We start from the raw sequence: 14160 nt of genomic DNA on the forward strand, positions 1-14160 counted from the left end.
GGCGCGTAGATCTTCGGACAGGGTTCTCGCCATGCAAGCTGGCCTCCGTGCCCAGCAGGCACGGTGAATCAGATTTCGCGCCGGGCGGGAATCCTCAGCGACTCTGAATGGTCAGATTTCGCTCTAGGCCCGTGCCGCAATGGATTGCAACGGTGACTTCGCCGGGACCCAGGGCGAATTCTTCGGCTTCGGCATTTGTATTTATGATGGTGATGGCCGCCGCGGTTGGAAACTGCGGCGCGCATCGCGTAATGTGCAGGGAAATTGGCGAAGGGGCGCGCTACAGCAGTCCCAGCGCGCGCAGCTCGGCGCGCAGCCGCTCCGGCAACGCCTCCGCCCCCTGCGCCTCGGCCATGGTGGCGACATCGTCCGGCGCGGCCTCCGGCACCAGGTAGCGCCAGCCCTGGAAAGGCTTCATCTGCCGCGCCGCCACCGGCACCAGCTCCGGGTCCAGCACCAGCCCGGCGCAGCTGCTGCCGTCCTCCCACTGCTCCTCCCGCACCTCCAGCAGGCGCTGGCGAACCTGCACGAAGCCGGCCACCACCCAGTAGATCGAACCGCCCGCGGTCAGCTCCGCCGCGCGACGGGGAAACATGCGGGTGCGGTGCCGCAGCGGCGGGTCTTCCTGGGCGCGGCGTGCCTGGATATCGCGCAGCTGGCCGACATCCTTCGGGCCGACGGAAAGCTTGATCAGGTGGAGCACACCCCGGGTGTACCGCCCCGCCGGCGCCACGCAAGCCGGCCATGTGGCGCAGCACCGGCCATAACGATTGCTCAACATTGTCCACGCCATCCCTGGGCCGGACGACACCCCAGGCCACAGGCTGGCCTTCGCCACAACAGCAGCCGGGAACAACTGTTGGCCCCCGAACTCACAGCGCTGCGCTCCATGTTCCTCGTCGCCATGCACCATGGGCTCCATCAGGCGCCGGAGGAACTGCCGACGATCGAGGGCCCGGACATGCTGCCGGCGGTGCTGCGGGCGATGCGCCAGCTCGGGCTGCACGGCAAGGTCATGCGGAACTGCGGCTGGGAGAAGCTCGGCGCCCTCGGCACCGCCTACCCGGCCATGGCGATCCGCAGGGATGGCAGCTGGGTGATCCTGGTGCATGTCATCCCCGCCGGCGACGGCACAAGGCACGCCGCCATCCTCGACCCGGCGGAGGAACACCAGGGCATGCAGCTCTGCGCCGAGGCGAGCTTCGTCGACACCTGGGCCGGCACGCTGGTGCTCTGCAAGCGGATCCATGCGCTGCGGGACGAAAGCCAGCCCTTCGGCCTGTGCTGATTCCTGCCGGAGATCATCCGCCAGCGCCGGTTCTTCCGTGGCGTCGCCATCGCCGCCATTCTCTCCAGCCTCATCGGCTTCGCCACGCCGCTGATGTTCCAGGTGCTGATCGACAAGGTCGTCACCCACCATGCCTACCGGACGCTCTACGTCGTCGCCGGCAACTTCGAGCTGCTGACCCTGTTCGACGGCTGCTTCGGCCATCTGCGGCAGCGGCTGATGCTGCTGGCGACCAACAAGATCGACGCCCGGCTCGGCGCCCGCACCTTCCGGTACCTGCTCGGCCTGCGGCACATGCAACAGGCCGAGAAGCTGCGCCACTTTCTCACCGGGCGGCTGTTCCAGACCATGCTGGATGCCACCCAGCCCCCGCCGCCATCAGCCCCGGCGGCGCTTCCATGCCAGCCGCGTCACGCTGGAGGCGGGATGCCCGATGGCAGCCGCATCCTGCCGGGGATGGCGCTGAGCGCCGAGATCAAGGTCGGGACCCGGCGGGTCCTCGGCTATTTCCTCGACCCGCTGCTGCGCGGCCTGCGCGAGAGCATCCGTGAGCCTTAGCGCGGGGTGGCCTGGCGATCGCCCGGGCGGGTCTATCGCCGCCCTCTCCTGCCCCCTGGCGGACGGGGTGTGGGCAGTCCTCCGCCCATTCGCGCGATCGCCCAAGCCTCACAATCCCGCGCGGGCGCGGTGGCGTGACTGCCGCACCGGCGCCATCCATGGCACCCAGCCGGGGTGCCACGTGATCTCGTCACCCCCGCCCCCGCCGTCTCCATCATCATGCCCGCGCATGACGTCGCCCGCTTCATCGGCGTCGCGGTGGACAGCGTCCGCGCCCAGGATTTCGCGGATTGGGAACTGCTGGTGGTCGACGACGGCTCCCGCGACGGCACCGGCGCGGTGGTGGCGGCACGGCGCGACCCGCGCATCCGCCTGATCCGCCAGGCCAATGCCGGCGTCTCCGCCGCCCGCAGCCGGGCCATGGAAGAGGCGCGCGGCGAGGCGATTCTGTTCCTCGACGCCGATGACTGGCTGGCGCCGGACGCACTCGACCGGCTGGTGCTGGCGCTGGCCGCAGCGCCTGAGGCAGTGGGCGCCCATGGTGGCTATGCGGTGATGGAGGAGGCGGCGGCGCCGGGCGACGCGCCGCTCCGCCTCCGCCCCGGGCCGCTGCCGGCGGGCGAACTTCTCGAGATGCTGCTGGTGCAGAACCTCTTCGCCAATGGCGGCCATGTGCTCCTGCGGCATGAGGCGGTGCGACGGGCCGGCCCCTTCCTACAGCACCTCCGCTACGGCGAGGACTGGGAATACTGGATCCGCCTGGCACTGCAGGGTCCCTATGCGGCGGCCGCGGGCCGGGCGCCGGTGCTCTTCGTGCGGCAGCGCCGCGGCGGCGCCTACCACCGCATGGCGCGCGACCCGGCGGCCTTCGCCCCAGCGATGGCGGCGATCTTCGAGAATGAGGCGCTGGCCGAGCGCCTGGGCCCGGCACGGCTGGCGGCGCTGCGGCGTCGGTCGGAGGCGGAGAATGCCTGGATCATCGGGCGGGAGCTGGTGCGCCACGGCGAGCGCGCGGTGGGACTGGAACGGCTGCGCGCCTCAGTCGCCGCGGCGCCCTCGCCGAAGCGGGCGCTGCTGCTGGCGGCGGCGCATGCGCTGCCGATGCTACCACGGCGGCTGCATGGGCCGTTCATGGCCTATCCGGGGTAGCCAGGGGCCCCATATGAAAAACGCTGGACCCGAAGGCCCGGCGTTCCCGAATTCCGCGATGGCTCGCCGGATCAGCGCGAGTAGAACTCGACCACCAGGTTCGGCTCCATCTGCACCGGGTACGGCACATCCGACAGCTTCGGCACGCGCAGCAGCCGGCCGCGCATGGCGCGGTGATCGATCTCGACATACTCCGGCACGTCGCGCTCACCACTCTGCGCCGCATCGAGCACGGAGGTGAGCTGCTTCGACTTCTCCTTCACCTCGATCAGGTCGTTGTCCTTGACCTGGTAGGAGGGGATGTTGAGCCGCTTGCCGTTGACCAGAACATGGCCGTGGTTGACGAACTGCCGTGCCGCGAACGGCGTCACCGCCAGCTTCATGCGGTAGATCACGGTGTCCAGCCGGCGCTCCAGCAGGCCGATCAGGTTCTCCGAGGTGTCGCCCTTGCGGCGAACCGCTTCGTCGTAATACTTGCGGAACTGCTTCTCGCCGATGTTGCCGTAGTAGCCCTTCAGCTTCTGCTTCGCCATCAGCTGCACGCCGAAGTCGGTCGGCTTCTGCTTGCGTCGGGCGCCATGCTGGCCGGGGATCGTTTCACGCTTGTTGATCGGGCTCTTGGCCCGGCCCCAGAGATTCACCCCGAGGCGGCGGTTGATCTTGTACTTGCTTTCGACGCGCTTGGTCATTCTGCGCTCGTGCCCGCCCCGATGCCGGGTGCGGTCCTTCTGTCGCGATGTTGTCCCGGTAGGCCCCTGCCCCGCACAGGCAAGGACGGGCGCGCGCCCCGAAGGCACGTCCACGTTCCCAGGAAGTGGCCGGCCTATAGGCGGTGGCCGGCCGGCTTGTCAAACCCGCGGCTGGCTGAATCCCTGGCTTGTCAACCGCCGTCCCGGCCGCCTATTCCGCCCGAATGGTGACGCGCGCGGAGATCCTGATCCTTGGCCTGACCGCCGGCGTGGTCGGTAGCCTGGTTGGCGGGCTGATGCTCGGGGTAGGGCTCGGGCTGGCGGTAAACGGGGCGCATATCGGCTGGCTTCTGGTGCTGCCGGCTGCGCCGGTGGCGGGCCTCATCGGCTATATGCTGGCGCGGAAGCTGGCGAAGCAGTTGCCTGAGGGGCCGCTCTAGCAGGCGTCGCAGCAGATCCACCATGATGCACGGGCTTGGCCCGTGCATCCACTTCCGGTGCAGGAACAACGGGTTGGATGGCTGGGTCAAGCCTGGCCATGACGGTTGCAGGACGGCCCCTGCCATGCGGACCGGCCCAGGCGGCCGTGCCGCCTCCGGGGACTCAATCCGGCCTTCCCCGCCGCATCCGTCCGCGGCTCAGCTCCGTCACCACCCCATGCAGCGTCCGCAGTTCCTGCGCCGTCACCTCGCCGCGCTCGAACCAATGGCGCAGGTTGCGGACCATGCCGGGGCGCTTGTGCGCCGGCTCCAGGAAGCCGCTGGCGTCGAGCTCCGCCGTCAGCCGGTCGAGGAAGCCCTCCAGCTCCCCCTTCGTCGCCACCTGGGTGCCATGGGTCTGCAGCTGGCGCGGCGGGGTGGGCTCGGCGGCGGTCCACCATTCATAGGCGAGGATCATCACCGCCTGCGCGAGGTTCAGCGACATATGCTGCGGATTCAGCGGGTAGCGCACCAGGGTGTCGGCGCAGGCGACATCCTCATTCTCCAGCCCGGCCCGCTCCGGCCCGAACAGCACCGCGGCCCGCAGGCGGCGCCCGTTGACCTCGCGCAGGTCCTCGGCCGCGGCGCGGGCGGTGCGCAACGGCACCACGATGTGGCGTGGCCGCGGGCAGGTGGCGAAGACCCGCTGGCAATCGGCGACGGCGCTCGGCACGTCTGGGAAGACCTGGGCCGCTTCCAGGATGGCGTCGGCGCCGGAGGAGGTGCGCCAGGCGCGGTCCTGCGGCCAGCCGTCGCGCGGGGCCACCAGCCGCAGGTGGAACAGCCCGCCATTCGCCATCGCCCGCGCCACCGTGCCGATGTTCTCGGCCAGCTGCGGCCGGACCAGCACAATGATGGGGCTCTCCCCCGGCGGCGGGGAGAGGTCGGCGGCCGGCTTGCCGCCGCGGGTCCAGGCTTCCGGCAGGATGCGGTGGGCACCGAGGGCGAAGGCCAGCGGCGGCCGCAGCACCCATGCCTCACCGTCACGCTCGGCCAGCAGCGCCAGCGGCTCGGCCGGGGCGTCGCGGTCCAGCGCCACCGCCAGCTCGACAGCCAGCGCCCGGTAGGCGGCGATGGGCTGGCCGGCCGCGGCCTCCAGCGCATCCTCCGTGGCGGCGCAGCCGGGGGCGGCGAGATGCGCCTGGAACCAGGCGCGCTTCGGATCGGTCAGCGAGATGCGCTTGAGGGCATCGATCCAATCCTCGGTGGAGGCACCCGGCTGCCCATGCCCTTGCCCGGTCCCCCAGCCCGTCCCCTGCTCCCCCTCCGTCACGGCCGGGCTTGACGGGAGAGCCTGGAGCGGGGCCCGCGGCTGGTCCGGCATTCGCCTAAACCCGCCGCCACGTGGTCCCCTGCGGCCCGTCCTCCAGCAGGATGCCCTTGGCCTTCAGATCGTCGCGGATCCGGTCGGCGGCGGCAAAGTCGCGTGCCTTGCGGGCGGCCAGCCGGTCGGCGATCGCCTGCTCTACCCAGCCGGTATCCTCGCCGCCCTTCAGCCACACCACCGGATCGCTGCCGCAGAGGCCGAGCACCCCGGCCGCCTCCCGGAAGGCCGCCGCCGCCAACCCCGCCACCACCGGCCAGGGCTTGCCGATGCGGGCGAGCACCGCCTTGGCGCTGCCGCCGACGCTGGCGACATTCTCCAGGGTCCGCAAGTCGCGCAGCCGGGCCAGCGCCAGCGGGGTGTTGAGGTCGTCGCGCAACGGCGCCAGCGCCCATTCCACCATTTCGCGGCGGAGGTCATCCATCTCCGGCGGCGTCACCGCGCGGGCCAGCATGGCGTAGCTGTCGTCCAGCTCGGCCTTCGCCTCCTCCAGCGCGGCATTGGTGAAGTCGAGGTCCTGGCGGTAGTGGGTGCGCAGCACCAGCATCCGGAAGGCCTCGCCGGCCCAGGCGCCGCGCGCCAGCAGCTCCCGTAGCACGACGAAATTGCCAAGGGATTTCGACATCTTCTCGCCATCGACCCGCAGCATGCCGTTGTGCAGCCAGACATTGGCCATGCGCTGGGTGCCGAAGGCGCAGCGGGTCTGCGCCAGCTCATTCTCATGATGCGGGAAGATCAGGTCGTGGCCGCCGCCATGGATGTCGAAGACTTCTCCGAGAGCCTGCCAGGACATGGCGGAGCATTCGATATGCCAGCCTGGCCGTCCCTTCCCCCAGGGGCTGTCCCAGGCAGGGACACCGGGGGGCGAAGGCTTCCACAGCACGAAATCCCCGGCATCACGCTTGTAGGGCGCCACATCCACGCGGGCGCCGGCGACCAGCTCCTCCGGACTGCGGCCCGAGAGCGCGCCGTACTCGCCGAAGGAGGGCACGCTGAACAGCACATGCCCCTCCGCCACATAGGCGTGGCCGCGGGCGATCAGCTTCTCGATCAGCGCGATCATCGGCGCAATCGATTGGGTCGCGCGCGGCTCGAGGTCGGGCGGCAGGGCGCCGACGGCTTCCATGTCGCGGTGGAAATCGGCGGTGGTGCGGGCGGTGATGGCCTCGATCGGCTCGCCGCTCTCCTGGGCGCGGGCGTTGATCTTGTCATCGACGTCGGTGATGTTCCGCACATAGGTCACGCGCGGGTAGAGCCGGCGCAGCAGCCGGTAGAGCACGTCGAAGACGATCACCGGCCGGGCGTTGCCGATATGCGCCAGATCGTAGACGGTCGGGCCGCAGACATAGAGCCGCACATGCTGGGGGTCGATCGGCGCGAAGCTCTCCTTCGCGCGGGTGAGGCTGTTGTGCAGCTGAAGATCGGCGGTCATGCGGCGATGCATGGGGCCAAGTGCCGGTGAAACGCAATGGGCTGGCCGCGCCGATCACGCGCCACTGTGCTTGAAGCAAGCGCAATGTTCCTATTTGTTCTTAAACCTTCGCACCTCAGGGGCCCCATGCCGCAGGCGCCGTCCCCGCCACCCCGGCGCCCTTGCGCACCGGCGTCCCGACCCGGGGCGGCGGGGGATTTGCCCGGAACCCGTTGCGGCGATGGGAGCACCGCCTGGAAAGGATTTGGCCCACCCCCGCAGCCTCCGGGTTCCGCCGCCGCGCCCCGCGGCGCAGAATGCCGCCTTCCCGCCAAGGCGCCGCGATGACCCCGACCGATCCCGCCCTGATGTCCGCCGAAACCCTGATCGGCCTGTATGCCCGAAGGGCGCTCTCGCCGGTCGAGGTGCTGCAGGCGGTGCTGCAACGGGTGGCGCTCTACAACCCGTGGGTCAACGCCTTCGCCGCCATGAATCCGCAGGCGCTGCGCCAGGCCGGGGAGAGCGAGGCGCGCTGGATGGCCGGCCGGCCGATCGGGCCGCTGGATGGCGTGCCGGCCACGGTGAAGGACCTGCTGAACCTTGCCGGCTTCCCGACCCGCCGCGGCAGCAAGACCACCGCCTCGACTCCGGCCGCCGAGGATGCGCCGGCGGTGCTCGGGCTGAAGCAGGCCGGGGCGGTGATCATCGGCAAGACCACCACCACCGAATTCGGCTGGAAATCTCCCGGCGACTGCCCGCTGCACGGCATCACCCGCAACCCCTGGAACCGCGAGCGGACGCCGGGCGGCTCCAGCAGCGGCGCCGGCGCGGCCGGGGCGGCCTGCTTCGGCCCGCTGCACATCGGCACCGATGCCGGCGGCTCGGTCCGCATCCCCGCTGCCTTCTGCGGCCTGGTGGGGCTGAAGCCGAGCTTCGGCCGCGTCCCGCAATGGCCGCTCGGCGCCTTCGCCAATGTCGCCTGCGCCGGACCGATGACCCGCACCGTGCGGGACAATGCGCTGCTGTTCTCCGCCATGGCCCGGCACGACCTGCGCGACCCCTTCTGCCTGCCGGACGAGCCGCGCGACTGGCGCGCCGGAATCGAGGATGGCGTCGCCGGCATGCGGGTCGCCCTGGTCCGCCGCCTCGGCTTCGAGCCGCCGCTGGACGCCGACGGCGTCGCCGCCCTGGAAGGTGCGGCGAAGCTGCTGGAGGAGCAGGGCGCCATCGTCGAGGAAGCCGACCCCGGCCTGCCCGACACCCGTGCCATCTTCGGCCGGGTCTGGGGCGTGGCCCTGGCCCGGCAGGTCGCCACCACCCCGGCGGAGAAGCGCCCGCTCCTGGACTCCGGGCTGGAGGAGGTGGCGGCGCGCGAGGGGCAGATGCTGGCCACCGATTTCCTCGGCGCCGAGGCGCTGAGGATCGAGGCGGCGCACACCATGGCCCGGTTCCACCAGCGCTACGACCTGGTGCTGACCGCGGCGACGCCGACCGCCGCCTTCGCCGCCGACCAGCCCACCCTCCGCCCCACTGAGGCGCTGTGGCGCGACTGGGCGCCCTGGACCTTCGCCTTCAACCTGACCCGCCAGCCCGCCATCAGCGTGCCGATCGGCCTCGACGAGCACGGCATGCCGCGGGCGGTGCAGCTGGCGGCGGCGCTCTACCGCGACGATCTGGTGTTACGCGCCGCGAGGGCGCTGGAACGCGCCGCCGAACTGCCCCTCGCCACCCCTGGCTGAGCGGTCTCCACCAACAAGAAACCCCGGGGAACGGTCTTCATGCGTCTCGTCACCTTCAGGCAAAAGGATCGGTTGCAGCACCGGATCGGCGCCCTGACGCCGGATGGCACCGTGCTCGACCTGGCGGCGGCCGATCCGGCGCTGGACGGCGGCTTCATGCCGGCGCTCATCGCCGGCGGCAGCGCCGTGCTGCACCACGCCCAGGCCGCCGCGGCGAAGGCGCCGGAGGCCAAGGGCGCGATGCTCTGTGCGCCGATTCCCCGGCCGGCCAAGAACATCTTCTGCGTCGGCAAGAACTACCACGAGCACGCCAGGGAGTTCGCCAGCAGCGGCTTCGACGCCAGCACGCAGGAGGTGGTGCCGGATGCCCCGGTCGTATTCAGCAAGCCGCCGACCAGCGTCATCGGCCCGGGCGAGCCCATCCCCTCCTTTCTAGACCCCACCAATTCGGTGGATTACGAGGGCGAGCTGGCGGTGATCATCGGCCAGGGCGGCCGCGGCATCCGGTCAGCGGATTGGCGGCAGCATGTCTTCGGCTACACCATCGTCAACGACGTCACCGCCCGGACCCTGCAGCACAAGCACCGGCAATGGATCCTCGGCAAGGGCCTCGACGGCTTCTGCCCGATGGGCCCCGCCATATTGACGGCGGATGAGGTACCGGACCCGGCGGCGCTACGCCTGACCACCCAGGTGAACGGCGAGGCGCGGCAGGATGCCGTGGTCGCCGACCTGATCTTCGACATCCCGACCCTGATCGCCACGATCTCCGCCGGCATCACGCTGGAGCCGGGCGACATCATCGCCACCGGCACGCCGGTCGGTGTCGGCATCGGCTTCAAGCCACCCCGCTTCCTCAAGCCCGGCGATGTGGTGCGTATCGAGATCAGCGGCATCGGCGTGCTGGAGAACCCCGTGGCATGAGCACCCTCACCCCTCGCCGCGCCCTGCTGGGCACCGCCGCCACGCTGGCACTGCCCTGGCCTGCGCGAGCGCAGGACTACCCCTCCCGCCCGGTCACCATGGTGGTGGCCTTCCCGCCCGGCGGGCAGGGCGATGTGATCGCCCGCCCGGTCGCCGCCGGGTTGGAGCGGCTGTGGAAGGTGCCGGTGCCGGTGGTGAACCGGGCTGGCGCCGCCGGCGAGATCGGCTATGCCTCGGTCGCCCGCGCGGCGCCGGACGGGCAGGCACTGCTGATGGGCCTCTCGTCGCTCGCGGTGCTGCCGGAGGCGGCACGGCTGTTCGGCCGCACCCCGGCCTATGAGGTGGACCAGCTCATCCCCGTCGCCCTCTTCACCGCCGACCCGACCTTGCTTGCGGTGCCGGCAGAGGCGCCGTGGCAGACATTGGAGGAGTTCTTCGCCGATGCCCGGTCCCGGCCGGGGGCGATCGCCTATTCCTCCTCCGGCCTCTACTCGGCGCTGCATGTGCCGATGGCGATGCTGACCACCGTCGCCAACATCGACCTGCTGCACGTGCCCTTCCAGGGCGGCGGCCCGGCGATGACCGCCATCCTCAGCCGCCAGGTGCAGCTTCTCGCCTCCGGCCCCGGACCGCTGACGCCCCATGTGCGGGACGGCAGGCTGCGGGTGCTGGCAAGCTGGGGCGCAAAGCGCATCCCGGGCTATGAGGATGTGCCGACCTTGATCGAGCGCGGCTTCCCCGACGCCGAATTCTACATCTGGGCCGGTGTCTTCGCCCCCGCCGGCACACCGGCGCCGGTGCTGGCGCGGCTGCGCGAGAGCATGGCCGCCGTGGCGCGGGATCCCGAGGTGCTGCGGGCGCTGGCCGCCTCCGGCAACAACCTCGACTATCGCGACGCCGAGGCCTTCGCCGCCTTCTTCGAAGCCGATGCCGCCAGGCTGCGCCGCGCGGTGCAGCGGATCGGCAAGATCGAGTAGGGCTTGCCCGCCGCGGCGCGGCGGAACAGGCTCCCCTGCACCCAAACCCATGAGGCCCGCATGACCGCCGAGAGTACCGAAGCCACCATCACCGCCTGGCTCGCAACCCAGCAGGAGGCGATGCTCGGGGTGCTCGAAGCCATGGTGAACACCGATGGCGGCAGCTACGACAAGGCCGGCGTCGATGCGGTGGGCGAGATCGTCAAGCGCTTCATGGCGGAACGCGGCATCCCGGTGGAGGTGGTGCCGCGCGAGAAATACGGCGACTGCATCAAGGCCCGCGTCGCCGGCGGCACCGCGCTGGCCAGCGGCAACCAGCAGCAGTCGATCGTGCTGATGGGCCACCGCGACACCGTCTTTCCGAAGGGCGAGCCGCAGCGCCGGCCGTTCAAGGTGGAGAACGGCATCGCCACCGGCCCTGGCGTCGCCGACATGAAGGCCGGGCTGGTGATGAACATGTTCGTCCTCGCCGCCTTCCACCAATTCGGCGGCGCCCCCGGCCCGCTGCTCGGCCTCTTCACCGGCGACGAGGAAATCGGCAGCCCCGAAGGGCGCGAGGTGATCGAGGCGACCGCCCGCGAGGCAAGGGTGGTGTTCAATTCGGAGCCTGGCCGGCCGAATGGCGGCGTCGTCACTGGACGCAAGGGCGGCGTCTTCTCGATCCTCGACATCGAGGGCAAGGCAGCCCATTCCGGCGGCAATTTCGAGGCCGGCATCAGCGCCATCGGCGAGCTGGCGGCGAAGATCACCGCCATCCATGCGCTGACCGACCTGAAGCGTGGCATCACCCTGAACGTCGGGCTGGTCTCGGGCGGGCAGAGCGTCAACACCGTGGCGCCCTGGGCGCAGGGCCAGATCGACCTGCGCTATGTCGAGCCGGCCGACCGCGACGAGGTGATGGGAAAGATCCACGCCATCGTCGAGCGCAGCTTCGTGCCGGGAACCAGGGCGAAGCTGACCATCCGCGGCGAATTCCTGCCGCTGACCCAGACGCCGGCGGCGGCGAAGCTGTTCGAGATGTACAAATCCGCGGCCGGTGAGAGCGGCCTCGCCATCACCGGCGAGTTCAGCGGCGGCTGCGCCGACAGCGGCTTCACCGCGGCGGTCGGGGCGCCGACCATCTGCGCGGTCGGGCCGGTGGGCGGCAAGGCGCACAGCCCGGAGGAATACCTCGAGGTCGCCAGCATGGTGCCGCGCGCCCAGGCCACGGCGCGGGCGATCCTGCGGCTGGAGAAGGTGGGGCTGTAGCCCGCGGCCATCCTGGGTGGAATCACCCGGGATGTGAAGGCTGGCTCAACCAAAGCCAGCCTGCCGCAGGCCGGTACCGCACGGCCTGCCGGTGCGCTGCCGGCCCGCCTCTTTCGGCCTGGGCCAAATCCGCCTAGGTAACCGCTTCGCATTCCCCGCGACGGGGCAGATCGAGACAGAGCGGGAGGCACGCTGTGGTTGAACGGGTCGAAGTTGCTGGTCTCAGCGTGGCGCGCGCGTTGCGCGACTTCATCGACACCGAGGCGCTGCCGGGCACCGGCATCGCGCCCGAACGCTTCTGGTCCGCCTATGCCGGCATCCTGCGCGACCTTGGTCCGGCGAATGCGGCGCTGCTGAAGAAGCGCGACGAATTGCAGGCGAAGATCGACGCCTGGCACCGGGCGCATCCCGCAAAGCCGGTCGACCTCGGCGCCTACACCGCCTTCCTGCGCGAGATCGGCTATCTGCTGCCGGAGGGCCCGGACTTCCAGGTCGGCACCACCAATGTCGATGCCGAATTCGGTCATATCGCCGGGCCGCAGCTGGTGGTGCCGGTGTCCAACGCCCGCTACGCGTTGAACGCCGCCAATGCCCGCTGGGGCAGCCTGTACGACGCGCTCTACGGTACCGACGCGATCCCGGAGACGGATGGCGCGACGCGCGGCCGCGGCTACAACCCGGCGCGCGGGCAGAAGGTGATCGACTACGCCCGCGGCGTGCTGGACCAGATCGCGCCGCTGGCCGGCGGCGTTTCCCACCGGGATGCCAAATTCTACGCCATCACCACCGGCGCGCTTTCGGTGATGCTGCAGGACGGCCGCAGCATCGGCCTTGCCCAGCCGGGCCAGTGCATCGGCTACCAGGGCGATGCCGCGGCGCCGAGCACGATCCTCTTCACCCACCACGGCCTGCACGCCGAGTTGCGGATCGACCGCGACCACCCGATCGGCAAGGACGACCCCGCCGGCATCGCCGATCTGGTGCTGGAGAGCGCGGTCACCACCATCATCGACTGCGAGGACAGCGTCGCCGCGGTGGATGCCGAGGACAAGGTGCTGGTCTACCGCAACTGGCTCGGCCTGATGAACGGCAGCCTGGAGGCGAGCTTTGAGAAGGGCGGCGGCACGCTGGTGCGCAAGCTGAACGCCGACCGCATCTACCTGAAGCCCTCGGGCGGCGCGCTGACCTTGCACGGCCGTTCGGTGATGCTGGTGCGCAACGTCGGCCATCACATGATGACCGATGCGGTGACGCTGGACGGCGCCGAGACGCCGGAGACCATCCTCGACGCGATGTGCACCGTCGGCATCGCGCTGCATGACCTGCGCGGCCAGGGCAAGGGCCGCAACTCCCGCGCCGGCAGCGTCTACATCGTCAAGCCGAAGATGCACGGGCCGGAGGAAGTGGCCTGGGCCGACCAGCTCTTCGCCCGGGTCGAGGACGCCTTTGGCCTGCCGCGCGCGACCTTGAAGATGGGCATCATGGACGAGGAACGCCGCACCACGGTGAACCTCAAGGAATGCATCCGCGCGGCGAAGGACCGGGTGGCCTTCATCAACACCGGCTTCCTCGACCGCACCGGCGACGAGATCCACACGGCCATGGAAGCCGGCGCGGTGCTGCGCAAGAACGACATGCGCGGCGCCGCCTGGATCAAGGCCTATGAGGATTGGAACGTCGATATCGGCCTGGCCTGCGGGCTGCGTGGCCGCGCGCAGATCGGCAAGGGCATGTGGGCGGCGCCGGACGCCATGGCGGCGATGCTGGAGCAGAAGGTCGGCCATCCGAAGGCCGGCGCCAACACCGCCTGGGTCCCCTCACCCACCGCCGCCACCTTGCATGCGCTGCACTACCACCAGGTGGATGTGGCGGCGCGGCAGGAGGCGCTGGCGCAGGGCGGCCGGCGGGCGAAGCTCGACGACATCCTGACCGTGCCGCTGGCGGTCAACACCAATTGGTCGCCGGCCGATGTGCAGGCTGAGCTGGACAACAACGCCCAGGGCATCCTGGGCTATGTGGTGCGCTGGATCGACCAGGGCGTCGGCTGCTCCAAGGTGCCGGACATCAACAATGTCGGGCTGATGGAGGACCGTGCCACGCTGCGCATCTCCGCCCAGCACATCGCCAATTGGCTGCGCCACGGCATCGCCAGCGAGGCGCAGGTGGAGGAGACGCTGCGCCGCATGGCCGGGGTGGTGGACAAGCAGAACGCCGGCGACCCGCTCTACACCCCGATGGCGCCGGGCTTCGACGGGCCGGCCTTCACCGCGGCGCGGGAGCTGGTGTTCTCCGGGCGCGAGCAGCCGAATGGGTATACCGAGTTCGTGCTGCATGCGCGGCGGCGGGAGGCCAAGGCGCGGGGATAGTCGTTGGG

At 70.5% G+C, this 14160-nt stretch carries 13 protein-coding genes; 9 read left to right on the forward strand and 4 right to left on the reverse strand.

Features of this window, described 5'->3' with window-relative positions:
- Positions 1-280 precede the first annotated feature (280 nt).
- A complete protein-coding gene (locus H7965_RS20730; RefSeq protein WP_229682725.1) occupies positions 281-703 on the reverse strand; it encodes a DUF1489 family protein in 423 nt (140 codons plus the stop codon).
- Positions 704-859: 156 nt separating this feature from the next.
- Here H7965_RS20730 and H7965_RS20735 point away from each other — a divergent pair, with 156 nt between their 5' ends.
- The 3 genes from H7965_RS20735 (at position 860) to H7965_RS20745 (ending at position 2995) form a co-directional block, all read left to right on the forward strand.
- Complete coding sequence (locus H7965_RS20735) at positions 860-1288, forward strand: cysteine peptidase family C39 domain-containing protein (RefSeq protein WP_186772494.1); 429 nt, start codon at positions 860-862, stop codon at positions 1286-1288.
- Between the two features lie 93 nt (positions 1289-1381).
- Positions 1382-1846, forward strand: a complete 465-nt coding sequence (locus H7965_RS20740) for a 6TM ABC transporter family protein (protein ID WP_186772495.1) — start codon at positions 1382-1384, stop codon at positions 1844-1846.
- 174 nt (positions 1847-2020) lie between these two features.
- On the forward strand, positions 2021-2995 hold the full coding sequence (locus H7965_RS20745) for a glycosyltransferase family 2 protein (RefSeq protein ID WP_186772496.1): 975 nt from the start codon (positions 2021-2023) through the stop codon (positions 2993-2995).
- Positions 2996-3066: 71 nt separating this feature from the next.
- Here H7965_RS20745 and rpsD read toward each other — a convergent pair whose 3' ends face one another.
- Positions 3067-3684 carry a 30S ribosomal protein S4 gene (gene rpsD / locus H7965_RS20750; protein WP_186772497.1) on the reverse strand — a complete coding sequence of 206 codons (618 nt, stop codon included), beginning with the start codon at positions 3682-3684 and terminating at the stop codon, positions 3067-3069.
- Positions 3685-3872: 188 nt separating this feature from the next.
- Between rpsD and H7965_RS20755 the strand changes: the two genes are divergently transcribed.
- Complete coding sequence (locus H7965_RS20755) at positions 3873-4124, forward strand: hypothetical protein (protein ID WP_229682724.1); 252 nt, start codon at positions 3873-3875, stop codon at positions 4122-4124.
- 163 nt (positions 4125-4287) lie between these two features.
- Here the strand turns inward: H7965_RS20755 and H7965_RS20760 are convergent, their stop codons facing one another.
- Both H7965_RS20760 and cysS read right to left on the reverse strand, forming a co-directional pair.
- Positions 4288-5088, reverse strand: a complete 801-nt coding sequence (locus H7965_RS20760; RefSeq protein ID WP_186772537.1) for an RNA methyltransferase — start codon at positions 5086-5088, stop codon at positions 4288-4290.
- A gap of 403 nt (positions 5089-5491) precedes the next feature.
- Positions 5492-6919 (reverse strand): cysteine--tRNA ligase, encoded by a 1428-nt coding sequence (gene cysS, locus H7965_RS20765; protein WP_186772498.1) that lies wholly within the window; start codon positions 6917-6919, stop codon positions 5492-5494.
- A 323-nt stretch (positions 6920-7242) separates the two neighbouring features.
- Between cysS and H7965_RS20770 the strand changes: the two genes are divergently transcribed.
- From H7965_RS20770 to H7965_RS20790, 5 genes are all read left to right on the forward strand, one after another.
- A complete protein-coding gene (locus tag H7965_RS20770) occupies positions 7243-8637 on the forward strand; it encodes an amidase (RefSeq protein ID WP_186772499.1) in 1395 nt (464 codons plus the stop codon).
- Positions 8638-8676: 39 nt separating this feature from the next.
- Positions 8677-9561, forward strand: coding sequence for a fumarylacetoacetate hydrolase family protein (locus H7965_RS20775; RefSeq protein WP_186772500.1), 885 nt, complete (start codon positions 8677-8679; stop codon positions 9559-9561).
- Positions 9558-10538, forward strand: a complete 981-nt coding sequence (locus H7965_RS20780; protein ID WP_186772501.1) for a Bug family tripartite tricarboxylate transporter substrate binding protein — start codon at positions 9558-9560, stop codon at positions 10536-10538. The genes H7965_RS20775 and H7965_RS20780 overlap by 4 nt, the downstream gene beginning before the upstream one ends.
- A gap of 60 nt (positions 10539-10598) precedes the next feature.
- The gene (locus tag H7965_RS20785; RefSeq protein WP_186772502.1) at positions 10599-11786 is read left to right on the forward strand and encodes a M20 family metallopeptidase; all 1188 of its coding nucleotides are present in this window, start codon (positions 10599-10601) and stop codon (positions 11784-11786) included.
- A 194-nt stretch (positions 11787-11980) separates the two neighbouring features.
- Positions 11981-14152: a malate synthase G gene (locus H7965_RS20790; RefSeq protein WP_186772503.1), complete on the forward strand. Its 2172-nt coding sequence runs from the start codon at positions 11981-11983 to the stop codon at positions 14150-14152.
- Positions 14153-14160: the final 8 nt, after the last annotated feature.

Origin of the sequence: Siccirubricoccus deserti (assembly GCF_014283215.1) — a bacterium.
Taxonomy (GTDB): Bacteria; Pseudomonadota; Alphaproteobacteria; order Acetobacterales; family Acetobacteraceae; genus Siccirubricoccus; species Siccirubricoccus deserti.